This is a genomic window from Ruegeria sp. ANG10, assembly GCF_040705255.1.
Classification (GTDB): Bacteria; Pseudomonadota; Alphaproteobacteria; order Rhodobacterales; family Rhodobacteraceae; genus Ruegeria.
Genome location: NZ_JBFCVU010000001.1, coordinates 336393 through 361581, shown reverse-complemented (window position 1 = coordinate 361581; position 25189 = coordinate 336393). Strand labels below are relative to the sequence as shown.

Below are 25189 nucleotides of genomic sequence, written 5' to 3'. Positions count from 1 at the left end.
CTGAGCTGGGCCACAAAAGACAACTTATCTTGGTGGTGAGGGCACGTTCGTAAAAGAAACTAAAAGAATTGTCTATATCCACAATGAGTTAGTCTTTCCGGAAACGCATGAATTCTCTGCACTTCACACTAACAGAAAAACAGATCTAAACGGTGCAAGCGTCTCAATCAATGATGCGTCTGTTGTTCGGTAAGTAATTTGGCCGAAAGCGATCTGCGCATCGCGCCCGTATCGAAAACCAGATTTTTCAACATCCGTTCCGACCACTGCAATGCGCCCGAGGTCAGAAGAAACGTCTCGGGCACCGTCACCCATTCAGCAACCCACACGCCACCGGATCGTTCGTGTTCATGCAGGGTCAGTTCGCCTATTTGCTCGGCGCGTTGGCGCCCAAGGCGGGCAACGGCTTCGCCGAATTCCGATGCACGTTGGTTTCGTTTGTGGGCCATTGCAGAAGACGCACCTTGACCAGGTTCCTGAACCTCAAGAAATTCTCCGATGTCAGACGAGGACAGCTGATTGACGTTATGGGCAATTTTACAAAGCGCCCCGCACAACGCACCTAGGGCAGTGATGATATCAGCCACCCCGTCCCGCGCATTCTGCCAATGAGGCTCGACCACATTCAGTCCAAGAGATGCGGCGATACCTTGTTTGATGCGCTGACCGGTCCCGTTTTCATAGCCACGCAAATCGCCAACAGGTCCACCAATCTGGACATTTAACCCACGTCCTGACGCATCTTTCAGCGCCTGTGAACGGCGTTCAAGTTCCGAACGCCAAACCAAAAACTTTGTGGCCAGTTGCATCGGCACTGCGAATTGCCCGTTTGTGCGACCCATCATCATTGTGTCGGGATGAGAAGAAATATGATGATCAATGGCCACGAAAACGCCATCCAGAGCGTCTTGAACAAACTCTAGCCCCAGCTTCATCTGCAAGGCCATCGCAGTATCCATAACGTCCTGGGTGGTTGCACGGAAATGCACATAGGCGGCGTATTCCGGAAGGAGGATGCGCATCTGTTTGACCAATCCAACAATCGGACGACCGACAAGCATCATGTCCTCTTGCAGTTCGGATTTATTGAGATCGCAAATTGACAGGGAGTTTATTGCCTTCGCCGCCTCGGTCGGGATCAGGCCGGCCATTGCCTGATGCTCGGCAAGCACCTGCTCCACGCGTAACCAGGCCGAGATGACTGTATGTTCCGACCAGATGGACCGCATATCGGCGCTGGAAAAACAATCCCGGTAGATACCATAATCAAGCATCTCCTAGCCCTCCTTGTGCGATCCGGCGTTCCTTGACGATACCGCGAATTCGGAACGCCATCGCCGCAAGCCCGACCAGCAGGAACGCAAGCGCGATGGGGCGTTCCACAAAGACCAGCGCCCCGCCTTCGGACATCAGCAACGACTGGCGAAAGGTTTCTTCCGCGCCCTTGGCCAACACAAAAGAGATGACGAATGCGGCAACATTGAAGTCAAATTTACGCATCAGCCAACCGGCGAAACCTGCAACTGTCATAACTGTGACGTCAAACATCGACCCACGTGCGGAATAGGCTGCAACAAACGAGGTCAGAAAGATCAGCGGATAAAGAACATTGGTCGGAATCTTCAGGATCAGCCGGGCAACTTGCGTAGCCCCAAAATAGCCGATCAGACCATAGGCGAGGATGCCAAGCATTCCACAGGCGAACAGTTTATAGACCAGTTCCTTATCCGTGAGGAACAGGGTCGGGCCAACCTGAATGCCGTGGATCAGGAATACACCCAGCAGGATCGCACCGATGGTCGAACCCGGAATGCCAAGCGTCAGCAGAGGTGCCATTGAGGGGCCGGAAACCGCGTTATTGGCGGCCTCGGGCGCGGCTACGCCTTCCAGCGCGCCCTTGCCCCACATCTCGGGGTTTTTGGCGCGGCGCTTGCCTTCACCGTATGAGATGAACGCGGCAATGGCTGAACCCAGACCAGGCAGAACGCCGATGCCCGCACCAATGAACCCGCCTCGGAAAGCGTGCGGCAGGCAGGGTTTGTATTCCTCCCAGGTCAGAGCGTTTCCGTCTACCGTGCTTTCGTTCTCTTTGGTGTCACCGGTGGCTTTGCGCCGGGTTTCAAGCTGTGCAAAGACCTCACCCAGAACGAATACGCCGATCATCAGAGGCACAAGACCAATTCCGTTGGACAGCTCGAATGAGCCGAATGTATAGCGTTCTTCGCTTGAGATCGGGTCCAGTCCGACCATTGCAATCAGGATGCCCATCAGCGCCGACGCCAACCCTTTGACGATGGAATTTCCGATAACCGATCCGATCACAACGAAGGCTGCAAAATAGACGGCGAAGGTTTCCGGCGGTCCCAGTTTCAAGGCAATGGCCGCAATGAAACCGACGCCGATGACCAACAGAATGTCCCCCATCAAATCCCCGATGATGGATGAGATCGTGGCCACCTTCATCGCTTTGCCCGCCTTGCCGGCGCGTGCCAGCGGATAGCCGTCAATCTGGGTCGCCGCGCTGGCCGCAGTACCGGGCGTGTTGAACAAGATCGCCGCAATCGACCCGCCATAGCGCCCGGATTTTCCGATCACATACAGAAAGGCGAGCGCAAAAATCGGCGACATGTAAAAGGTAATGGGCAGCAGCATGGCAATCGCCGCCGATGCCGTGAGGCCGGGCGTGGCACCCACGATCATGCCAACAACAGCAGCAAGGACAATTGCAAACAGCAGCGTGGGGTCTGTGATGACCGAAAGAAGTGCGGGAAAGATTTCCATGGCGGTTACCCCTGAATCCAGCTCAGCAGATCGAAAACCTCGCCATAGGGGGGGTAGACACCAAGCAGGACAAAAAAGATGAAATGGAAGATCAGCGGGCAGAGGATGACAGACACGGCCAGCCCTATTCGGCTGCGCACCCCGAAAAAGTAAAGGACAAGCGGTGCGACAATGGCCGTTGGCAGTAAGTAGCCGAACCAGCGGAAGGATTGTTGATAGATCAGCGCAATGATGAACAAGCCAATGATCTGCAAGGTCGCGCCATTATCTTGTGCGTGGCTCGCGCCACCCGCCGTCTGACGTGCTGCACCCGCCAGCATCAGGCCCGAGAGAAACAGCAGGGCAACTGCGGCAGAGAACGGCACAATCCCGGCCCATGTATCCCCCGGAGATGCCGCAGGCACCTGCCAGGCGCCCCAGATGGCAAAAATCGAAATGAGGGCAAGCACCAGACCTTCTGCATAGGCACGCATGACGATCCTCTCTATTTTCCGCGTTAGAATTAGGCCGGGGGATGATCCACCCGGCCCAGGGGCTTTAGTTGGTCAGGCTTTGAACCAAGGGGGTGGCGTCTTCTTTCATCGCCGAAAGCGCCGCCTTGGCCTCCGCACCGCTTTGATAGACCGGGCCGGTCCCACGTGAGGCGAGAAGCTCGGCGAATTCGGGCTTGGCAGCGATCTGCTCAAGCGCGGCCTCCATCGCGGCGACCACCTCGGCAGGTGTCCCTTTCGGAGCAAACACGATTACAGGCGAGGATACTGCAGCAAAGGGAATGCCCAGTTCCCCAAAAGAGGGCACCTCATTCATAATGCCGTCACGGTCCTGACTGTTGACCGCCAGCGCGCGCAGTTGCTCTTCAAAGCCTGCCAGTTGCTGAACACCAAGGAAGCCAAAATCAGCCTGTTCACCGATCAGCGCGGCACGGGTCGGCCCGCCCCCTTTGAACGGCACATCCTGTGCTTCGATACCGCTATTGGCCAGAAACCCCATACCGCCAACGTGATGGAAACCACCGCGACCCGAATGGGCCCACCGCAATTGGCCGGGGTTGGCCTTGGCAGCATCGATCACGTCCTGAACGGATTGGAACGGGCTATTGACCGGAACCATTAGCGAGGTCTGCAACTGGCCAACCTGTGCAACGAAGTCAAAACTTTCCAATGCGTCGATATCGGTATCGCGGGTCATGGTCGACAGCAGGAACGATCCTCCCGATGTCATCATCATAGTGTACCCGTCAGGACGCGCGCCAACGACTGCGTTGGCCCCGTTCAGACCACCCGAACCGGGTTTGTTCACAACAACAACAGGCACGTCCAGAATACCTTCGGCAGCGGCCGAAATGGCACGCGCATAGGCATCTGTGCCACCGCCCGCCTTGTAGGGGACAACAAGGTTGATCGGACGTTTCGGCCAATCTGCTGCAAATCCTGCAGTGGCCGTAGCGGTGGCGGCAACTGCCGCGATTGCAATACTCAGTAGAGTTCTGCGTTTCATGAGTAACCTCCCAATTTCACTTGGGATCAAATTACGCGATATCTTCAATTGTAAAAAATGCAAATGTGTTATCTACTCTTGCAAATATTGAAAGCGTGAAAAGATGAACATCAAGGCCTTGCGCGCGTTTCGCGCTACGTTGTCTGAAGGATCTCTTGTTGCCGCCTCTGAGATACTTCATCTCAGCCAGCCCGCGGTCAGCCGGTTAATTACGGGGCTTGAGGCCGAACTGAAGCTGACACTATTTGATCGCAGTGGCCGCAACCTGACACCGACGCCGGAAGGGTTGGCCTTTTACAAAGAGGCCGGCAGGATTCTGGACAATCTTGACGAAGTTCCGCGTATCGCAGCCGAGATCAAAGCGGGGCGCACCGAAACACTCCGCATTGTGACGATGCCCCGAATTGCACAATCCCTGTCCGCCCCCGCGGTGGCACGGTTCATGCAAGAAAACCCGAACACCAATGTAAACCTGGATGTCCGGGCAAGACGCGAGGCGGGAAAATGGCTGGCCGGGCGGGAATACGATATTGGAATTGGGGCGTTGCCCGTCGATCATCCCGGCATCGTCTCCAAACCCCTATTCCGAGTAAAAGCGCAGGCGGTGTTGCCCGCAGGCCATCCGCTTTCATCCCGAAGTCATTTGACGGCGGACGATCTTGCCGGGGAACCCGTTATACGTCTGATGCATGGTCTGCTGTTGCGGGATCAGCTGGACGATTTCTTTCGTTCCGCCGGTGTGACGCCCAGACAAACCTGCGAAGTCGCCGCTTCGCAGCTTGCTTGCGCGCTGGTGGCAGAGGGCGCGGGTATCACGATCGCAGATGAGTTGGTGGCCGCTCAGGTCGCGTCCGCAAACCTTACGCTTGTTCCCGTGGCCCCCGAGCGGTGGATGACCTTTGGGCTGCTCTATCCGATATCCGAAACAGGATCCAAAACTCTGCCGTTATTCGAAAAAGCCTTGTTCGATGTTGTCAAAGAGTTGGCGCAGCGGAGTGAAACACTTGAACCCACGACTTAGAGCAACCTCAGTGGTCGAGCATTGGTAACAGAGGATCGTCTTATATGTTCAATGCATACCGGTAACTTTATGGCCCGACTACCGCGGAATTTCCGCTGGCCCGGTCTTTTTTGGCACAGCAACTGAACCCTGCATAGCAACCGCATGAGCGTATGCGCGCCCACCAGCGGTCCTTTGCCTTGACTGCAAGTAGCTTTCCGCCGATCCACCAATTCTCGCATTTTCACCGTTGTGCCATAGTTTAAGATACGGCTCATCGCCACCACTCTGGTCCGGCAGAGAATCAGTTACCAAAGGCCCTGTACGTGAATATTGAAAACCGCATGACAATGCCGCCCCGCCATGAGCTGCGAAATGTGCGCAATCGGGGCATTACTTTTCTGGCCTTGGCGTTTCTGTTCAGCATCTTCGTAAACCTTCTGATGCTAACCGGGCCTTTGTTCATGCTGCAGGTTTACGATCGGGTCTTGGGCTCGCGCGCAGTGGAAACGCTGACAGCACTGTTTTTGCTGGTAGCCCTGCTATATGGCCTTATGGCGATGCTGGACTATGCCCGCGGGCGGATCGTGGCCAGGTTCGGTGCCCGTTTCCAATCGGAACTGGATGAACGTGTGTTCGATGCCACCCTGCGCCGATCACTGTATCCGCAGGCGCGATCCGCTCCGGCCACGGCGCTGCGCGATCTTGAGTCGATTCAGAACCTGTGTGCCTCGCCCGTTCTTTTGGCAGTAATGGATATCCCGTGGACACCGATTTTTCTGGCAGCAATCTTCCTGTTTCACCCGCTGCTAGGCTGGTTGGCCGTGGCGGGCGGGAGCTTGCTTATCCTGATCGCCTTGTTGAACCAGTGGTTAACCCACCGCAAAGTGGCCGCGGCACAAAGGGCTTCAGCCCAGGCCAACGCTTTTTCCGAACACGCAAGACAAGCGGCCGAAGTGGTGCGGTCCCAAGGCATGCAAGAGGACATAACCAAGCGCTGGCAGCGGCAGCGCACCAATGCCCTGCGTCAGACCATAGCCGCCAGTGACTGGACCGGCAGCTTTACCTCACTGACCAAATCACTGCGGTTGTTTCTGCAATCGGCCATGCTGGCGCTTGGCGCTTGGCTAGTGCTGCGTAACGAACTGACGCCTGGGGCGATGATTGCCGGGTCTATCTTGTTGGGTCGGGCGTTGGCACCCGTGGAACAGGCGGTTGGTCAATGGAGCATGGTTGAACGGGCCCGCACGGCCTGGAGTTCGCTTAACCGGTTTTTGGATGCGACCCCACCTGAAAAACCCCGCACCAAGCTGCCTGTCCCCGAGGCCCGGCTGACCGCAAAAAGCCTAACTGTCATTCCACCGGGTGCGGACAAGCCGACACTGCGCAATGTCGCGTTGCGGCTAGAACCAGGCAAAGCGCTTGGAGTTATCGGTAAAAGCGGCTCGGGGAAATCGACGCTGGCCAAAGCCCTGTTGGGCCTGTGGCAACCCGCCGCCGGGGAAATACGGTTGGGTGGTGCAACACTGGATCAATATGATCCCGACGATCTGGGCCAGCATATTGGTTACCTGCCGCAGGAAGTTACTCTGTTCAACGGATCCGTGGCAGAAAATATTGCCCGCATGTCGGAAAATCCCGACCCCGACGCGGTTGTAGCCGCAGCAAAAATGGCCAACGCGCATGATCTGATCCTGTCATTGAGCAAAGGATATGACACGTTTCTGGAAGGCAATGACAGCCAATTGTCGGGCGGGCAAAAGCAACGTATCGCACTGGCCCGCGCCCTTTACGGCAACCCTGTTTTGTTGATTCTGGATGAGCCGAACTCGGCCTTGGATGCTGATGGGACCGAAGCGCTGAACGCCGCTGTTCGAGGTCTTAAAGAGGCCGGGAAATCAACCATCATCATGACCCATCGCCCTCAGGCAATTTCGGAATGTGACGATCTGGCCGTTGTCGAAAACGGGCAAGTTGTGAAATCCGGCACTCGGGATGAGGTGCTGGGTGCAATGGTACAAAACGCTGGCGCCATCAAACGCGGCCTCAGTCAGGTGAAAAAAGATGCAGGATAAGACGGGTAAAGACACGCGCCCGGTGTGGCACATCACGATACCAGCCTTGGTCGGTTTTGCGGCTTTGCTGATTTTGGTTGGCGGGCTTGGCATCTGGTCCGTGCAGACCCGACTGGCCGGGGCGATCATATCGCAGGGAACCATCGAGGTTCAAAGTAGCCGGCAGGTGGTGGAACATCCCGATGGAGGTGTTGTCGGCGAGATTTTCGTGCGTGACGGTGACGAAGTCGCTGAAGGAGATATGCTGGTCCGTTTAGATGATACGTTTTTGTCTTCGGAGAGAACCATCGTTGAATCTCAGCTTTTCGAACTGTTGGCGCGTAGAGCCCGATTGGTGGCAGAACGCGACGGTGGCGATGCCCCAGCCTTGGCAGCTCTGCTTGATGAGATTCAAAAGCAGGACGATATAGATGCAGAACTGATTGCCGGGCAGCAACGCCTGTTCGAGGCCCGTCTGGAAACACTGGACCAACAGACCCAACAATTGGGCAAACAGCGGGTTCAGATCGACAGTGAAATCGAAGGAACCGAAGCACAGCTTGTGTCCCTGCGTCGTCAGGTGGAATTGATTCAAAATGAGCTGAAGGACCAACAAGACCTGTTACAACGCGGATTGACCCAGGCCAGTCGAGTGTCCGCCCTGCAGCGGGAAGAGGCCAGCCTGACGGGCGAAATTGGTCGGCTTGAAGCTGCTGTGGCTCGCTTGAAAGGTCAGATATCAGCAACCGAGATTGAGATTGTCGAATTGACGGCCACGCGGCGGGAAGAGGCTATTACCGAACTGCGGGACGTTCAGACGCAGATCGCTGAATTGGCTGAGCGACGTCTCTCTCTGGAAGAACGGCTGTCGAGGTTGGACATTCGCGCACCCGTTGGGGGTACGGTCTATGGCAGTCAAGTTTTCGCCCTGCAATCGGTGATCCAACCCGCCGAGCCGATGATGTATGTTGTACCGCAAGACACGCCTTTGCTGGTGGCAGCGCGCGTTGATGCCATCCACGTAGATCAATTGCATATTGGGCAACCAGTGGCGTTACGGTTCCCCGCATTTAATCAACGTGAGACGCCCGAGATTGACGGACGGGTCATCACCGTCTCGGCGGATACGTTCACTGATGATGCAACTGGTCAGACATTCTACCGCGCCGAAGTCGCCCCCGAAGACAATCAGATCGAACGGCTGAACGGGCAGGCCCTTTTGCCGGGCATGCCGGTGGAGACCATGATCAAGACCGACGAAAGAACCCCTTTGTCCTATATGGTCAAACCCATGGCCGACTATTTCAACCGGGCTTTCCGTGAATAACGGGCTGCGGTTTCAGACCGGTTCGAGGTTACCCAGAAGGATCGAGGTCATATCGGTGCTAATCACATTGTCGACCACAGTGACATCCACACCGGTTTCATAACTGACATTGTTCTCGGTAATCCCGGACAGGTCTGCGTCATCATCAAGGAAAACCCATTCCGCTTCATGCGCGGTGGGCAGACCAACGGCAATTTGCAAGATGGCCAGCGCATCCAACGCATTGACCATTCCGTCCTGTGTAATATCGGCCGCAATCAGGTTCTCGGGCGTGGCCGGACCCCAGGTCGGGTCCAACCCGACCGACATGCGCAAGACCTGCAACGCATCCAGCGCCGTGATCTCATAGCTGGCCGTTGAATAGGTTTTGATGATTTCCAACTCCCCCTCGAATGTGCCTGACGGCAAATCCAGATCGAACCGCCCCTCGTCATCCGCCCTGACGCTGATGGTTCCGCCGCCATCCGGTGTAAATCGAATCTCAGCGTCCGACAGGCCCGGATTCGCGGTTTCAGAGTTGACAGCCACAGTGCCCTGCACCCCATCCGAGCTGCCAGGATCCAACCCACCAAAATCGCCAAAATCGACAGGGATATGATCCGGCCCGCCAAAGCCCGCGCCAAACACTTCGGCGCTGGTCAGGGGCCCTCCGGTTGAAGAGTTAATCACAATAACCTCGTCGAGAAATTTGATCTGCGCCCCCTGCGCCGTGGCTGTGAATGTCAGTTGCCCCGGCGTGCGCAGCAGCGGATAGTCGAATAAATCCAACCGGTCGGTTCCGGCCTGAAAGCCGTTAATCGTTGTGGGATCACTGCCGTATTGCATGACAAAGATATCCGCGCCGGCACCACCATGCATGGTTGTTGCGCCGAGACCTGCGATCAGAATGTCGTCACCTGCGCCACCCATCAGGGTTGTTTCGAGGATACTGCCGCTGAGCATGTCATTCTGCGCAGTTCCGGTCACCGCACCAAAGCCATCGCGCACAATCCCCAAATCCGCAACCGAAACGCTGAGTTGTGTCAAGCCTCCATCCTGTTGCGCGCCGACAAGAATCTGAAGCTCGTCCCCGACATGGGCAACACTCAATGTTTCGACATTCTGCAACCCGCTGTGAATAGTGTCGGCAAAGCTGTCCAGATGCACCAATTGCCCGCCAGGTGTCAGCGTGAAAAGGGAAACGCCATCATCGCCGCCACCAGCAACAACAAACACATGTCCCTCAACCTCGATCACGGCCAAATCCTGAACCGTTTCGAACCGTGTATGCAAGGAATCCAAAACATGATCCGTGGGGATCAATCGCCCGTCACCCGTTAACTCCATAACGCTTAGCGAGTTGCTGCCCGCCCCTGCCACAACGACCCAGGACTGGCCATAGGCTTGCACAACTTCGACCGCTGTCGGTGAAGCAATCCCCAAAGTCGCCAGCGCGTCGCTGTTGTCAACCACTGTCAGCGCACCTGTGTTTTGATCGACATTGTAGGTGCTGATCGTGCCGGTGGTCGCGTCGGCTGCAATCACAAAATGATCCGCCCCGGTTTGCAGAACTTGCATCGAATCAGCCTGCCCCGCGATCGACGCCGACAGGCTCAATGTGGCGTCCCCGGTCACGGTATAGGTTGCAACCTGCCCTGTCGATTCGTGCGCGATGGTCAGGATATCGCCGAATTGCACTAGGGCCGTGATATCACCGCCGCCGGTCAGTGTCCCCGTTTCCTGAAGCGGGCCTACGGTTCCATCTGGGTTCAGGTCATACCCGATCAAACCAGTCGCCGCACGTACATCCAGAACAAGCTGATCGTCTCCGGCCAGCGTTACAGGCATACCGATACCGCCAACCTGAAACGTGATCGTTTCACTGAAATATTCGGTGTCTTGCAATTGCGGCAGGGCACCTTCGACCAGCTTCCAAACCGCGATTCCGCCGCCCGGACCGGTCACGCTGTACAGATACGTGACGCCATTAAGCGTTTTTAAAGCCGTATGGCCGATACCTGAATCGAGCGCTGCGCTCCCCGTTGCAACCACTCCTTCGAACTGAAGCATCATATCCAATCACCCCACGCCACACCCGGCACCGATTACAGGATGATCCGATGCCCAGTCCGAAACCAAAGCTGGAATGTGGAGAAAACGAGGAGTTCGGCTTCAGTTTAACTCAATTTTTTCTGGTCCGACCGCATGAGTCACTGAAGGGAAAGACAGATGAACAGAACCTGGATCCTTCGGGCGGATGCGGAAACCACATGTGAGGGCAAGATGACCAAAGAACCTGAATCCAAGATCAACCCGGCCGATGCTCAGCCTGATACCGAACACAAGCGAAACATCCGCCAGTGGATTGACGGTAAGATGCGCCGTTGGGCCGGACGTGGCATTGTCGGCGGGCTCGGGTCAACGATACTCGCGCTGCCCGCCCTGGCGCAGGCCACAATCGAAGAGCTTTATGCGTTCCAATTCGCGGAAACGATTCCTGGCGTAAGATCCGTCAAGCTGTTGGACAATGGCGACGTTCTTTTGAAATTAGCCGATGGTCGCAAGATGGTTATCGCCGCCGAAAACGTTCAGGTGCTGGATAGCGGTGCAATCATGATCGCCGAAGACGTCGTGTCCGAGATTGCCCAGTTCAGCCTGGCAGAGGCCGGGGGCGTCGCAGCGGCAGGAGGTCTTAGCGGCGCAACCGCGGCGCTGGGTGGTCTTGGCCTGGCGGGTGCTGCAGCAGCTGCCGGGGGTGGTGGCGGCGGTGGCGGAGACGACGATACCGCGCCGTCACCTGCACCTGCGCCTGCACCGACACCCAGCTATCCGGTTCTCAACTTGGCAGGTTCGCAGGGCGATATGCTAAGCACGGCCCGCACTGGACTGACTGCACCAGAGGGTACTGAAACCGTCGAAGTGACGATCGGATCGCTCACCAAAACCGTGACGCCCGAAGATGATGGAAGCTGGAGCCTTTCGCTGACCCCTGCCGAAGCCGCAACCCTGCCACAGGGCGTGCAAACCGTAACGGTCCGCAATCTCGACGCCGAGGGTGCGGAATTGTCAGCAGAAACAGTGACATTTGCCGTGGATACCATCCCCCCGACCCTGACCATTACAGGGTTTTCTGACGGGGCGGTGATGAATGCCTCGGAACAGACCACCGATCTCAACGTAGTCGGGACAACGAATGCCCAGGACGGGCAAACCGTAGTCGTTACGATCAACGGACAAACCTTCACCGGTACTGTTGCTGGCGGACAATGGAGCGTATCGGTCCCTGCCGCCAATCTGGCGACCCTGCCGGACGGTGCCGCGATTGCGGTCACTGCAGATGTCAACGATCAGGCAGGCAACTCGGCAACGCAAGCCGATGCCAGCTTTGATACAGACTTTACCGCTCCGACGATTACACTGGACCCTGTTGCCGGTGGGTCTATCGAATTGATCGATGTCAGCGCCGACCTGACCCTGACGGGGTCAACCACAGCCGTCGACGGTCAGACAGTTTCCGTCACATTTGACGGACAAACCTATTCAACCACGGCCACGGGTGGCGCATGGAGCGTAACAGTCCCAAGCGCCGATCTGACTGGGCTAACAACGGGTGTTCCATCAACCGTCAATGTCACGGTCAGCGATGCAGCCGGCAACTTTTCGGTCCCGGCTTCGGCATCTATTCCTGTTGATTTGACGGGCCCGTCTATTTCCGTTTCTCCCCTATCCGTTGGCGGGGTTCTCAACGCGGTCGAGGTTGGGACCGATCTGACAATCTCGGGATCGACGGCCAATGTTGAAGACGGCCAGCAGGTCACCGTTACCTTGAACGGCCAAACCTATATTGACACGGTCTCGGGTGGAAGTTGGAGCGTGACAGTTCCGGCCGCTGATCTGGCAGCCCTGGCTGATGGAGGAAGCTTTGCGGTGACTGCCGATGTTTCCGATACCAATGGGTTGGCAGCACCGCAAGCCAGTGTTCCACTTGCCAAAGATGCCACCGCCCCGAGCCTGTCAATTGACAGCTTTTCGGACGGTGCTGTTTTGAACGCAACCGAGCAGGGAACAGACTTGACCATCACCGGTTCGACCACGGCGGAAGATGGGCAGCTCGTGACGGTTTCGATGAACGGTCAAACCTATACCGGGGCGGCCTCGGGTGGCGCATGGTCTGTCACCGTTCCTGCAGCGGATCTTGCCGCCTTGTCTGACGGAGTCACCGTCCCGGTCACTGCAGACGTGTCCGACACGGCGGGAAATCCGGCGATCCAGGCCAGCAACAGCTTTGATACAGACTTTACCGCCCCTGCGATCAGCGTCACAGGCTTGTCGGATGGCGCCGTCATGAATGCCGTGGAACAAGGCACATACCTGACTGTCAGCGGTAACTCTGACGCCGCAGACGGCACGGTTGTCACGGTCGAAATCGCCCGACCCGACGGAACCGTGGATGTCACGGGCACCGCTACGGTCAATAGCGGCAGTTGGAGCTATACAGCCTCGGCTGCAGATCTTAGCGCTTTGCAGGATGGCGTATCATATGATGTAGATGCTTCGTTATCCGACGCGGCAGGCAACAGCGCGCAGGACACCGCAAACTTTGCCACCGATTTCACCGTTCCGACAGTGACTCTCGACCCCTTGCCGGTTGGAACCGAATTGGACGTGACCGAGCAAGGCAGCGACCTCACGATCTCGGGCACGACCAGTGCCGAGGATGGGCAAAACGTCTCCGTCAGCCTGAATGGCCAAACATATACCGGCACCGCGTCGAGTGGTTTCTGGTCTGCAACCGTTCCTTCCGCTGATCTGGCGGCCCTTGCAGACAGTACGGGCTATCCGATTTCAGCCAGCGTAACCGATCAGGCCGGAAACCCGGCCACTTCGGCGACCATCACATTGACCACTGACCTCCGGCCGGTATTGACCATGAACCCTGTCGGTTCAAACGGCGCTGTGTCTTTGGCTGACGCGCAGGCATCAGGTGTAACCGTATCGGGCACATCTGCCGGACTAAGTGCAGGTCAGGCGGTGGACGTCACCCTGAACGGCAGCCCCGTCGGTTCTGCGACGGTCGCCGCGGATGGAAGCTGGTCTCTGGCTGTACCTGCCTCGGATTTTTCGGGGATTAACGCAAGTGACGACCTTGATTTTGCAGCGGACGCAACTGTTTCCGGTGGTCCTGATCCCCTAACCGCAAACGATGACAATACGGCCCATGAACCAGCCGCTTACGTCATTACACAGGCCGGAATCAGCGGGAACACCGTGACATTCGAGATCTATGCAGATGCTGATCGGGATATCTCAAGCGGTCTTGCCATGACGGCAGAACTCGGCTTTGACCCATCCGTCGTAACCTTCGACACTGGGTCGGATGTGGGCAACGGGGCATTCGATTTCTTCGTGTCCAACCCGATCGGAGGCAACGTGATCCGCTTTGCCGGTGCAGCGACCACCTTCACGGATCTGAACCAGCCTCTGGTTACATTCGAGATGACTGTTGTCGACCCGAACCAGCCCATCGAGTTGACGATCACAACCCCGGATGGCGGTCCAAGCGTCTACCAGATTGGCACCAGCGGTGACGACACGTTGATGGCCTCTGATGTGGATAATTTTATCCGCGGTCAAGACGGTGATGATGCGATTGACGTTTCGGACGCTGGGCGCGACGTCATCATCTTCGAAGCTGATCCAGCCGCAAACGGTGTCGATACAGTGACAGGCTTTACAATTGGCACCGCGGCCGAAGTGTCCGATGCCGTGATGTTCAGTGGCCTAAGCTTCGGAACACTTCGCGGAGATGGCACCGGTGTCGAGACACTGGCCGTCGGTGACGCAATCGGCGCAGATACCGGGGTCGTCGGTTTGACTACGGTTTTGGGCGACCTGTCTGAGAACACGATCGAGACTGCCGTTGAAAGCCTAACCGGGATTCAAGCTGGCGACGAGATTTACGTGATGGCGACAGATGGCACCGACAGCGTGCTGGTCAAAGTCGACTATACCGCCCCGAACTCTGCGGCGGTTGAAACCGTCGCGCAGTTCTCCGGTTTGGATGACTTTAGCGGTCTGAGTGCGGACAACATCCTGCACACCGACCCCACCGGGGCCACAGCCTGATCAGAAATTCGGCTGCCGCCGTTTCAGGCGGCAGCAGTCAACCAAATCACGGGGTAAAAATGGCGCAGAATGGCCTGGTTCCAGTTACCTTTTCCCGGCATGGGCAGCGTTACTGGACACGTTTCACGTCTTACCAATTCGCGGCCAATCGCGCTGAATGCGCAATTGTCTTGCAAGAAGCTCAACAAGTGGCCGCCACTTTTCCCATTTTGTTCAAGAAAACAGCCAGAGGTTATGAGCCAACCGGTATATTGTCCGTTCTGAAAGATAGGCCTACCCCATTTGTATCGCAGGAGGGCCGGTGGCTTGCCACCTGTGTGCCCTCAGCTTTGCGTTGCTATCCTTTTCAGGCCAAACCCACCGGTCGCAAAACAGCAGACCAGACACCTCTGTTTCAATTAAATGTGGATGAATCCTCCGGGTTGCTAAGCGACGACCCAAAGGACGAAGCATTTTTTGACAATACCGGTGCCGTATCACCTGCGTTGCGCGAGGTGAAAATCTTTCTTCAAGCCCGCGCCGCGGCACATGAGGCAACCCTGGCCCTGTGTCAGATCATCAATAGTCTTGGGTTGTTTGAACCAATTGCGTCACATGATGGGATACCCCTGCCGCCCGACAAGTTTGGGGTGTCGGTCCAGCGGATCAAAACATTGTCGCAGGTTAAAAAGCTGAAACTGGTCGATTCCGGCGCTCTTTTCTTGATCCACGCGCATCAGATTTCGCTGTCACATTGCGGGTGGTTGGCTCGGGCTCATCAACAGCTTGCACAGCAAAACCCGCAAAAAAAATACACGGAAAATTCAGAAATTTCCGGTTTCCTCTACGCCATGGCCAACGCTCAGAATGACGACTTTCTCGGAACCAGTGGGGTGTGAAACACCTATGCCAAAATATGAACGCAGAACAAAATTTGCAGCTCTAATCTGTCTCGCCGCGCATTCGTCGGCTTGCACGCCCGCGCCTGATCTGACGGGGGTTGAAAGGTCGCTTTCCCGTGGCTCGGTGGGCGCGGGCGCGAACGCTCCTTCCCCACGGCTTGCGCAAAGTGCTTTTGGTCAAAAGGTCCGGGTCGCTGTCGAATCCAACCCCGACTTGGCGCAAAGCGCAACTCGACTTGAAGTTGCTGCTGCCAATGAGGACGCCGCCAAAGGGGCGTTCTTGCCGCAAGTGTCCATCGGCGTAAACGCACGATCCGAGCGCATTGAATCGGATATTGCTGATGTTACCCCCTACTTGCGAATTTCGCAGCTAGTCTATGATGGCGGCGCGGCCTCGAATGATCTGGCTGCCGCAAAAGCCCGCGTGTTTCAAAGCCGGGGCGACCAGCTGCAAACCGCGGCGGCAATCGCACTTTCGGCAATCGAAGCCTATGTTGTGGTTCTTGACAGGCGAAAAATCCTGGACATATCGGAACAGAACGTGTCGGCACACGAAGAGTTGCTTCGCCAGATCGCCGAGCGAACCGAACAGGGTGTAGGTTCAAATGCGGATGTTCTGGCGGCGCGCTCTCGCATGGCTGACGCACAGACAAGAATGGCGGATGCTGAGGCCAGACTAGATCGAGCGGACGCTCAATTTCGCGAGTTTTTCGGCACTGCGCCCGGGGTATTGCCCCCTCCGATTGCGGCCCCAAAATTGTCGCGGACCGATGCTCAGATCGTGATGGACAGCCCACAGGTTCGGCGTGCGGATGCAGCGCTGCTATCCGCAAAGGCCGAGCAGGCTGCTGCTCAATCCCGGCGCCAGCCTGGCGTTCAGGTTGCAGCCTTTGCCGATCGGGATGACAGCAATGACGCGAATTTTGGCGTCGATCTGTCATTCAACTACGAGATCGACAGCACAGGACAGCGCCGCGCTGCAATCGCGGCGGCGGAGGCACAGGTCAAAGAGGCTGAATTCACGCGCGAATCCGTAATCCGGGACATACGGCGAGAGTTGGAGTTTGTTCGCTCGGATCAGCAAGCTGGCGCAGTACGACTGCAGGCCGCCCGCATAGCAGTGCAGGCCAACGCCGACAGTGTCTCAGCAGCACACGAGCAATTCACAATAGGACGGCGCAGTCTGATTGAAATCCTGGACGCGCAAAGAGATTATGTGAACGCTCAGGAAAGGTTGATCCTGGCAGAACAGAACTTCTTCCTGACCAACTATGCTGCGCTCAGCCTCACTGGTGACATTCTGGACCTTCTGGGGATTTCATCGGTCAAATGGGGTGAGGGTCTATGACACAACTGCTGCCAATTTCACGAGACCCCGAGCTTACGCCTTTGGAGAATTGCCTGTTGCACGTCGCGGCTCAACTAGATCGGCCAATGACAAGTGCCACTTTGTATGCCGCGCAATCAGGAACGGCCGGGGAACTAACCCTCCGTGACGCTATCGAAGTGGCACAAAGGGCAGGTTTGCAGGCCGGATATGGCAAACGAAAACTGCAGGATTTCGATGCCAATCTGGCACCGGCGCTTTTGCTGTTGCAGGACAATAAGGCCGTTGTTTACCACGGCCGTTCATCCGATGGGCATCTCTTGATTTTCGACCCGGAGGTTGGGGCTGGTATCGGTGAAGTGTCAGAAGACAAGCTGCGGCAAACATACACCGGGTACGCCATGCTGTTTCGCCGCAATCATCGCGACGAAGTATCAAACAGCGATGCCTCGTATTCCGGGCACTGGTTTTGGTCGGCAATGGCCGCGAACCGATGGTCTTACACACAGGTTATTCTGGCGGCAGCGCTCGCCAATCTGCTTGGCCTTTCGACATCTATCTTCATCATGGTGGTGTATGACCGCGTTCTACCCAACGAAGCGACAGAATCCCTGATTGCGCTGACCGCAGGCGTTGGCCTCGCACTGGGCTTCGATTTCATCCTAAAGCTGTTGCGCGCCGGGTTCATTGATCGCGCCGGGCAAAAGGCCGACATGCTGATGGGGCGCCGTGTGTTTGATCAGGTTCTGAACATCCGCATGAAATCGCGTACCGGCTCGACCGGTGCCATGGCCAGCACCGTTCGTGAGTTCGAAACTCTACGTGAGTTCTTTACTTCGGCCACGCTGGTTGCTCTGGTTGATCTGCCGTTTATCGCGCTGTTCATCTTTGTCATCCACTTGGTGGGTGGACCATTGGCGCTTATCCCGGCCCTCGCGGTTCCAATTGTGTTGCTTGCGGGAATTGCCGTTCAACCAGTGTTGGCACGCCTGGCAGAGAAAAGCTTTTCAGACGGGCAATCCAAGCAATCCGTTCTGGTGGAAACGGTATCAGGGCTTGAGACCATAAAAACCACTGCAGCGGCCAGGCAAATGCGAACCCGTTGGGAAAGTGCGATAGAACGGCAATCGTCACACGGCGCGCGAAGCCGTACGGTGACGCAGTTTGCCCTGAATCTGACCGGTTTCACCCAACAGGCTGCACAGGTTTTGATCGTCTTCTATGGTGTGTTTCTGATCACCGACGGTCAGGCTAGCATGGGGGCACTGGTTGCCTCGGTCATGCTAACGGGGCGCGCTTTGGCCCCGTTGGGGCAGCTTGCCCAAACCTTGACCCGCGTCAACCAGGCCCGAAGCGCTTACCGCAGTCTGGATGCCTTGATGCAGGCCGAAAGCGAAAGGCCACAGGGACGCAATTGGGTAAGTCGAAACGGTTTCGAAGGCCGGATCTGCTTCAAGGATGTTCACTTCGCCTATCCAGATCAGACCGAGGACACTTTGGCCGGCGTGTCATTTACAATCGAACCGGGTGAGAAGGTCGCGATTTTGGGGCCAATTGGCTCGGGTAAAAGTACTGTGGCCCGGCTGTTGCTTGGACTTTACCAGCCGCGCTCTGGGTCGGTTCTGCTGGACGGGGCAGATATCCGGCAGATCGACCCTGGTGATCTGCGTCGGAACGTCGGGTCGATCCTGCAGGATATCTGGCTGTTTTCTGGCACGGTACGCGAGAACATAAACAGCGGCACCGTCAGGCCACGCGATCAGGACTTGATCCATGCTGGGAAGGTGGCCGGGGTCGAGGATTTTATTGCCCATACCCCCAATGGATATGACCTGAAACTGGCGGAGCGGGGCGAAGGTTTGTCCGGCGGTCAGCGGCAAGCCATTGCTTTGGCCAGGGCACTGGTCGGACGACCTCCGGTCCTGTTGCTGGATGAACCGACCAGCGCGATGGATGTAAAAACCGAGGCCGAAGTGATCCGTCGCCTTAAGCAGGCAACGCAGGACACAACGATGGTCATCGTCACGCATCGCACCAGCCTTCTGGAACTGGTGGATAGGGTCATTGTGATCGAAAGCGGGCGCGTGGGCGCAGACGGCCCGAAAAGCTTGCTTGCCCAACACGCCCGCAAAACACGGAGACACCTGAATGTCGCGGCATCCTGACCTGGCCACTCTCGCGCGTGAAATGCATGGACGCTCACCGTTACGTGGATCTCTGCTTTTGTTGGCGATTGCGTCCTGTCTTGTCGCGCTGGGTCTGTGGGCACATCTCACCGAATTGGACGACGTGACGCGCGTCGACGGTCGGATCGTGCCTTCGGCTGACATTCAGATGATCGAAGCCACCGAACCCGGCGTAATGCAATCCCTGAAAATTCGGGAAGGACAAGTGGTTGAAAAAGGGACGCTGCTGATGGAGTTCGAAACCACCCAAATCGACAGTCAACTGAACCAGGAACAACAGCGTGCATTCGGGCTGATGGCGCGCACCCAACGTTTGCAGGCAGAAATTGACGGGACCGAACTGAGGTTTTCGCCGAACCTGATCAAAGGGTCCCCCGAGGTCGTGCATTCGGAAACCGCGCTGTATCAAGGGCGCCAATCCGAATTACGGGCTGAAATCGCAATTCTTGAAAGGCAGCGCCAGCAACGCCAACAGGAATACGAGGAAGGGCTGGTGGATCGTGTGACAGCAGATCAGACGCTTAAGTTGCTGGCCGAAGAACGCGCGATGATGCAGCCATTGGTGGAAAAGAAAATGGAGCCAGCCACAACGCTTTTGACGCTTCGCCGTGGTGAGGCTGAATGGGAAGGCCGCAGATCGCGGGCCATGGCCGCGACCAATAGGCTGAAAACCGGGCTAGACGAAATAGACGACCGCATCCTCGCAACTCGCAGCCGGTTTCGCAGCGCCGCGCTGACTGATCTGGCGCTGGCGACCACAGAGCTCGCGGCGTTGCAGCCTATTCTGCCAGCGCTGCGCAACCGGGCCGATCGAGCACAGGTGCGATCGCCGGTTCGGGGTATCGTGAACCGGGTGCATCGCAGCACAATCGGGGGATTGGCCCGCAGTGGAGAAGAACTGATCGAAATCGTGCCCTTGAACGACACCTTGCTTGTCGAAGCCTATGTGCGGCCAGAGGACATTGCCTTTCTTCACTCAGGGCAGCCGGTCAAGGTCAAGATCACAGCCTATGACTTTGCCCGTTATGGGGCTTTGAACGGTCAAATCACGCGCATCGGTGCAGACACGATCACACGGTCCGAGCGTAATGACGAAGAAGTTTTTGTCGTAGAAATTGAGACCAGCAACTCAATGCTAGATGCCAATGGTCTGGCCGTTGAAATCATCCCTGGCATGATTGCAGAGGTAGACATTCTGTCGGGCAAAAAGACGGTACTGGAATACCTTCTGCAACCTGTGGTCAAAGTCAAAGACAGGGCACTGCGCGAATAGGTCAAAACGGGCAAAGCCCGTTTTTAGGCCCAAGTTACCGGCCAGATCTTATAGAATGGGCGGCTGTCAGGACACCGGTTGTTTGAACTGCTGGTCAAACAATTTCCGGAACACCCCGTCATTCTCGACCAGAGTGTTCAGATTGCCTTCCTCTATGACCTCACCGTCCTGAATGACAATGATCTTGTCCGCTTCAAGCACGGTAGACAGCCTGTGGGCGATGACAATCGTTGTGACATTCTTGGTCAGCTTGTCCAGCGCGGTTTTCACCAGAGTTTCAGATTCCGCATCAAGTGCACTGGTGGCTTCGTCCAGCAACAAGATTTCAGATTTTCGCAGAATCGCGCGTGCAATGGCCAACCTCTGTTTTTGCCCGCCAGACAAAAACGCGCCATTCTCGCCAACTTGCGTGTCGTATCCGAACTGCATCTTGCTGATAAATTCATGCGCATGGGCCGCCCGCGCGGCTTCGGTCACCTCTTCGTCGGTGGCATCGGGGCGCGCAAATCTGAGGTTCTCCATAATCGAGGCAGAAAACAGGAATGTTTCCTGGCCGACATACGAGATCTTTTGACGCAAGGAGGCAAAACTTGCCCCTTGCAGGTCCTGCCCGTCTATTTCGACCGTTCCGCCATCCGGATCATAAAACCGCATGATCAGGCCAAAGATTGTAGATTTTCCGCCACCGGACTGACCAACAAGAGCCGTTGTCTTGCCAGCCTCAAATGTCACATTCATATCCGAAATGACATTGGGGTTTCCTTTGTACCCAAAATTCAGGTCCCTAAGCCGTATTTCACCCGGTCCAGACGCCAGCGGTTTGGCATCGGGGCTTTCGCGCATGGGCTCTTCTTCGTCCAGCAAATCAAACATCAGGCCGATCGGAACCAGCGCCGTTTCGATGACAACGCGCATTTTCGACAACCGTTTTGCCGGCTCGTAGGCCATCAACAGCGCCGTGATGAACGACATCAGCTGACCTGCGGTGGTTGGGCCGCTTCCTGCGATACCTATGGTGCTGATCACCAGAACCCCGGCTATAGCAAGGCCCGCCAGAAATTCCATCAGCGGGCTGGCGACCGATTGCAGTTTCGAAATCGAGTTCGCCCGTTTTTCAACCGATCTGATCGCCCCATTCATCCGTCCGACCATATGATCTTCGAGAGCAAAGACCTTGATGATCGTTATGCCACCGGAGGTTTCCTGAAGAACCTTGATGATCTCGGACAGCGCCGCCATCTCGGACTGCATGATCGAGCGAACGCGCTTGAGCAGGAAACGAACACTCACCAATGCAACCGGGCCCACAACAAAGAACAGCACTGACAATAAAGGCTGCTGATAGACCATTACGAAAACCAGGCCGATCAATGTCAGTAAGTCGCGCACAAAGCTGGTGACAACGACGTTGACCAGCCGTCTGGCCGCCTGAGCCCCCTGCGTCACGCGCATCAAAAGGCCCGAGGATTCGTTTCTGGAGAAAAAGCCCACACCGCGCTTGATCAGCTTGGCGTAAAGGCGCTCTTGCTGAACGGCGATGATGCGGTTTCCGGCCCGTGCCAAAAACACTGCCTGTACGTAAGATGCAGCCGCTTTGCCGAAAAACAGCGCAATTACAGCCCCGGCAACCAGAAAGACCTGCGAACGCATCTCAGGCTCGGTCATGGTGTTGACGATGTTTTCCATCATCCACGCGGTACCCGCAGTGGTTGCGGCAACCACAACCATGGCTATCATCGCGATCCCATACAACCAGCCCTGGCTGCGCAGGCTTTCGCCCAGCAAACGGCCGATATGACCGGATTGCCATTTGGCCAAGGTTTTTTTGATCATTCTACTCTCCAAAACCCTTAGCTGTTCCGATACCCGGCAGCATCATGGTCTTAACCCGCATTGAACCGGCAACCGCCGGACAGGATGGTGTTAGTTATGCGCGACTGCGCCAAGAATCCATAGCCCACGCGCAGATAATAAAAGCGATGTGTTCCGGCTGACATCAGGTTTAGGATTTTGTCCTATTTTTCGTGTAACGAAGTGGTTTTGCTAAATTAATCACAGCAGGGAGCCCAGTATAAACCCACCTTCCAGCTATTGATAGGCGTTTTACCGCCACTCGACGTCCCCCAGAAAAATGTAACCTGCCCCATAGATGGTCTTGATCAGGCGCGGGTTTTTCGGATCTTCGCCCAGCTTGGTGCGCAACCGAGAGATACGCACATCCATTGCCCGGTCAAAGCTATCGCCAGCCGCACCGCCCAGTGCCTCTTGCATCTGAGATCGGCTGATCAGGCGTTTCGGGCTGTCCAAAAACAATCGCAGAACTTCCCCTTCGGCATGGCTGAACGGTGTCTCTGCGCCGCTGGCATCGATCAGAACATAACGGTCAAAATGCGCAGCCCAACCATTGAACATCGCCACATCCGATTGCGAGGTCTGCTGACGGGGGGAGCGTAGTCTGGCTCGGATGCGAGCTACAACCTCGGCCGGGTCGAACGGCTTGGTGATGTAGTCATCCGCCCCAAGCTCTAGCCCGGTCACACGATCTTGCACCTGTGCCCGACCTGAGATGATGATCACCGCTGCCCCCTGTTCCAGTGCCAGCCGATGCACCAACGCCAACCCGTCCGTGTCGGGTAGGGACAGATCAACCAGGCACACATCCGGCGTCACACGTTTCAGCGCGGCCTCGAATTCCCGCGCCCGCGCAAAGCTTTGGGTGCGGAAGCCGGCCTCTTCCAGCGCATCGGTCAGAACGCGCCGAATTTCGGGCTCATCATCGACAATGGTAACCAGCGGTTGAGTCATCAGGTGCCCTCGGTTCGGATCAGGGCGGACAGCTGTGCCCGCGTAAATGGTTTGCTCAGGAGCGGCGCCAGTGTCAGCGCTTGCCGGTGCAGCGGGTCGGAATAGGGCAACGAGGTCATCAGAATACACGCCAAGCCCGGTTTCAACTGCGCCAGAAGGTCGAGCCCAGTTCCCTGCCCTTCCAGTCGGATGTCTGACAGTACCAGCGCGATATCGTCAATATCCGCCGTCAAAGCCAAGGCTTCGTCGACCGAGGTTGCCTCGATCACCGAACATCCAAGATCGACCAGCATATCGCGGAACTGCCCCCGCAGATCATCATTGTCTTCAACAAGCAGGACCAGCCCATCCTGTACCGGCGGGGCTGGACGATAGGGCAAACGCATGGCTACCGCCGCGCCCGAAGGCGTGTTGCGCAGGTTCAGGTCCCCGCCTGCCAGTTTTACAGTATCATAAACCATCGGCAGACCCAGCCCCGACCCTTTGCTGCCCTTGGTCGTAAAGAAAGGGTTCAGTGCTTTTTCCAATCCTTCCTCTGAAAAACCCGGTCCGGTATCGGTGACCGCAATCTCAATCCAGATCTCTCCGATCTTATGCGCGCTGATCGTCACCTGACCAAATCCACCACAGGCATCGCGCGCGTTCAGAACAAGGTTCAACAGCGCGTCCTGCACCATGCCCGGGTCAAGCATCAGCGCCTCGTCCGGCAAGGTGTTGACCACCGACAGGCCCACGCCGCGCGGCAAAGATGGCGAGGCGAGGATGCGTAAGTCTTCCAACAGGCCGCGCATGTCGGTTGCTTTTGGTTGGAACGTCCGGTTGCCGGTCATATCCGCGATACGGTTCAACAATTGCCCGCCCCTCAGCGCGGTTTGCTGGGTAGCGGCCACAAGCTCACGCGCGGCTTCGGACAAATCCATCTTTTCCAACCGGGACTGCATACCCAGAATGATGGTCAACAGGTTCGAGAAATCATGCGCCAACCCGCTGGTCATCTGCGCCGCCATGGCCCGGCGACGTGTCTGTTGCAAGGCCACACGCGCCTGCGTTTCCTCGGTAATATCGACAGACATCACATAGACACCCCCCTCACCATCTGGTGAGAACGACACGCGGATGCGGCGGGAATCCTGATCCTCGGTAAACTCGAACACCGACGTTTCGCCGCTGTAGGCTTTGAGCAGGTAAGGTTCTACACGGGTAAAAGCCGCAGCTCCCAATGCGTCGGATATATGCATATCCAGAATTTCAGATGGTCGGCCCGGCATGACCGAGCTGAGCCGTCGGTTGGAGTAATCATACCTTCCGTCCGGATTCAGATGGGCAATATGGGCTGGCATCATCTCGGTTGTCATGCGTGTGCGGGCTTCGATCTCGGTCAGCTGACGCTTGGCCTCTTCCAGCGCAGAGTTGGTCGCTGCGAGTTTCCGGTTGGCTGCCAAAAGTTCCTCGGCGCGGTCCAGCAATTGATCCGACAGTTCCTCGGACCGGGCCCGCAGCAGGGCCTCGGCCTGTTTGGTGTTGGTGATATCGGTGTAGACCGATACCCAACCGCCTGTGGGCAAAGGTGCTCCTTCGACCGAAATCACACAGCCGTTGGCGCGCACGCGTTCCATGTAATGAGGCTCGAAAGCCAGCGCCTGTTGAACCCGCTGATTGACGGCGTCTTCGACATCGGTGACCTCACCATATTCGCCGTGCGTAACCAGATAGTGGATTGTGTCGGCGAACAGCGCTCCGGGCTGCACAAGTTCGTCCGGTAGGTCGAACATATCCTGAAAACGGCGGTTGCTGACCACCAGCCGCAATTGGCTGTCGTAGATCGACAGGGCCTGACCGATCAGGTTCAGACCCGCACTGGTCATCGACTTAATCTGTTGCTCAGTTATGTCCAAATTCGCCCTCTCCGCGAACCATGCGTAGCATCGGTTTCGTCACAGGTGTATAGGACAG

Annotated in this window: 16 protein-coding genes; 8 read left to right on the top strand and 8 right to left on the bottom strand. The window is 56.7% G+C overall.

Features of this window, described 5'->3' with window-relative positions; genetic code table 11:
* Positions 1 to 167: 167 nt before the first annotated feature.
* The 4 genes from AB1A64_RS01690 to AB1A64_RS01675 form a co-directional block, all read right to left on the bottom strand.
* Positions 168 to 1274: a lyase family protein gene (locus AB1A64_RS01690; RefSeq protein WP_366549810.1), complete on the bottom strand. Its 1107-nt coding sequence runs from the start codon at positions 1272 to 1274 to the stop codon at positions 168 to 170.
* On the bottom strand, positions 1267 to 2781 hold the full coding sequence (locus AB1A64_RS01685; RefSeq protein WP_366549809.1) for a tripartite tricarboxylate transporter permease: 1515 nt from the start codon (positions 2779 to 2781) through the stop codon (positions 1267 to 1269). Before AB1A64_RS01685 ends, AB1A64_RS01690 begins: the two co-directional genes overlap by 8 nt.
* A gap of 5 nt (positions 2782 to 2786) precedes the next feature.
* The gene (locus AB1A64_RS01680) at positions 2787 to 3254 is read right to left on the bottom strand and encodes a tripartite tricarboxylate transporter TctB family protein (RefSeq protein WP_366549808.1); all 468 of its coding nucleotides are present in this window, start codon (positions 3252 to 3254) and stop codon (positions 2787 to 2789) included.
* A 64-nt stretch (positions 3255 to 3318) separates the two neighbouring features.
* Entirely contained in the window at positions 3319 to 4278 is a 960-nt protein-coding gene (locus tag AB1A64_RS01675; protein WP_366549807.1) for a tripartite tricarboxylate transporter substrate binding protein, read from the bottom strand.
* A gap of 103 nt (positions 4279 to 4381) precedes the next feature.
* On the opposite strand from AB1A64_RS01675, the gene AB1A64_RS01670 reads away from it, so the two are divergent.
* From AB1A64_RS01670 to AB1A64_RS01660, 3 genes are all read left to right on the top strand, one after another.
* On the top strand, positions 4382 to 5299 hold the full coding sequence (locus AB1A64_RS01670) for a LysR family transcriptional regulator (protein WP_366549806.1): 918 nt from the start codon (positions 4382 to 4384) through the stop codon (positions 5297 to 5299).
* Positions 5300 to 5628: 329 nt separating this feature from the next.
* Positions 5629 to 7353: a type I secretion system permease/ATPase gene (locus tag AB1A64_RS01665; RefSeq protein WP_366550245.1), complete on the top strand. Its 1725-nt coding sequence runs from the start codon at positions 5629 to 5631 to the stop codon at positions 7351 to 7353.
* A complete protein-coding gene (locus AB1A64_RS01660; protein ID WP_366549805.1) occupies positions 7343 to 8659 on the top strand; it encodes an HlyD family type I secretion periplasmic adaptor subunit in 1317 nt (438 codons plus the stop codon). The genes AB1A64_RS01665 and AB1A64_RS01660 overlap by 11 nt, the downstream gene beginning before the upstream one ends.
* Positions 8660 to 8671: 12 nt before the next feature.
* On the opposite strand, the gene AB1A64_RS01655 is transcribed toward AB1A64_RS01660, so the two are convergent.
* On the bottom strand, positions 8672 to 10711 hold the full coding sequence (locus AB1A64_RS01655; RefSeq protein ID WP_366549804.1) for a hcalcium-binding protein: 2040 nt from the start codon (positions 10709 to 10711) through the stop codon (positions 8672 to 8674).
* Between the two features lie 156 nt (positions 10712 to 10867).
* Here AB1A64_RS01655 and AB1A64_RS01650 point away from each other — a divergent pair, with 156 nt between their 5' ends.
* From AB1A64_RS01650 to AB1A64_RS01630, 5 genes are read left to right on the top strand one after another with little or no spacing between them, the layout of a single operon-like run.
* Entirely contained in the window at positions 10868 to 14764 is a 3897-nt protein-coding gene (locus AB1A64_RS01650) for an Ig-like domain-containing protein (protein WP_366549803.1), read from the top strand.
* Between the two features lie 59 nt (positions 14765 to 14823).
* On the top strand, positions 14824 to 15642 hold the full coding sequence (locus AB1A64_RS01645; RefSeq protein WP_366549802.1) for a SapC family protein: 819 nt from the start codon (positions 14824 to 14826) through the stop codon (positions 15640 to 15642).
* A gap of 7 nt (positions 15643 to 15649) precedes the next feature.
* On the top strand, positions 15650 to 16993 hold the full coding sequence (locus tag AB1A64_RS01640) for a TolC family protein (RefSeq protein WP_366549801.1): 1344 nt from the start codon (positions 15650 to 15652) through the stop codon (positions 16991 to 16993).
* Complete coding sequence (locus AB1A64_RS01635) at positions 16990 to 19137, top strand: type I secretion system permease/ATPase (protein ID WP_366549800.1); 2148 nt, start codon at positions 16990 to 16992, stop codon at positions 19135 to 19137. The genes AB1A64_RS01640 and AB1A64_RS01635 overlap by 4 nt, the downstream gene beginning before the upstream one ends.
* A complete protein-coding gene (locus tag AB1A64_RS01630; RefSeq protein ID WP_366549799.1) occupies positions 19121 to 20431 on the top strand; it encodes an HlyD family type I secretion periplasmic adaptor subunit in 1311 nt (436 codons plus the stop codon). The genes AB1A64_RS01635 and AB1A64_RS01630 overlap by 17 nt, the downstream gene beginning before the upstream one ends.
* A 66-nt stretch (positions 20432 to 20497) precedes the next feature.
* Here AB1A64_RS01630 and AB1A64_RS01625 read toward each other — a convergent pair whose 3' ends face one another.
* The 3 genes from AB1A64_RS01625 to AB1A64_RS01615 form a co-directional block, all read right to left on the bottom strand.
* On the bottom strand, positions 20498 to 22264 hold the full coding sequence (locus AB1A64_RS01625; protein ID WP_366549798.1) for an ABC transporter ATP-binding protein: 1767 nt from the start codon (positions 22262 to 22264) through the stop codon (positions 20498 to 20500).
* Positions 22265 to 22534: 270 nt separating this feature from the next.
* The gene (locus tag AB1A64_RS01620) at positions 22535 to 23236 is read right to left on the bottom strand and encodes a response regulator transcription factor (protein WP_366549797.1); all 702 of its coding nucleotides are present in this window, start codon (positions 23234 to 23236) and stop codon (positions 22535 to 22537) included.
* Positions 23236 to 25131, bottom strand: coding sequence for a PAS-domain containing protein (locus tag AB1A64_RS01615; RefSeq protein WP_366549796.1), 1896 nt, complete (start codon positions 25129 to 25131; stop codon positions 23236 to 23238). The genes AB1A64_RS01620 and AB1A64_RS01615 overlap by 1 nt, the downstream gene beginning before the upstream one ends.
* Positions 25132 to 25189: the final 58 nt, after the last annotated feature.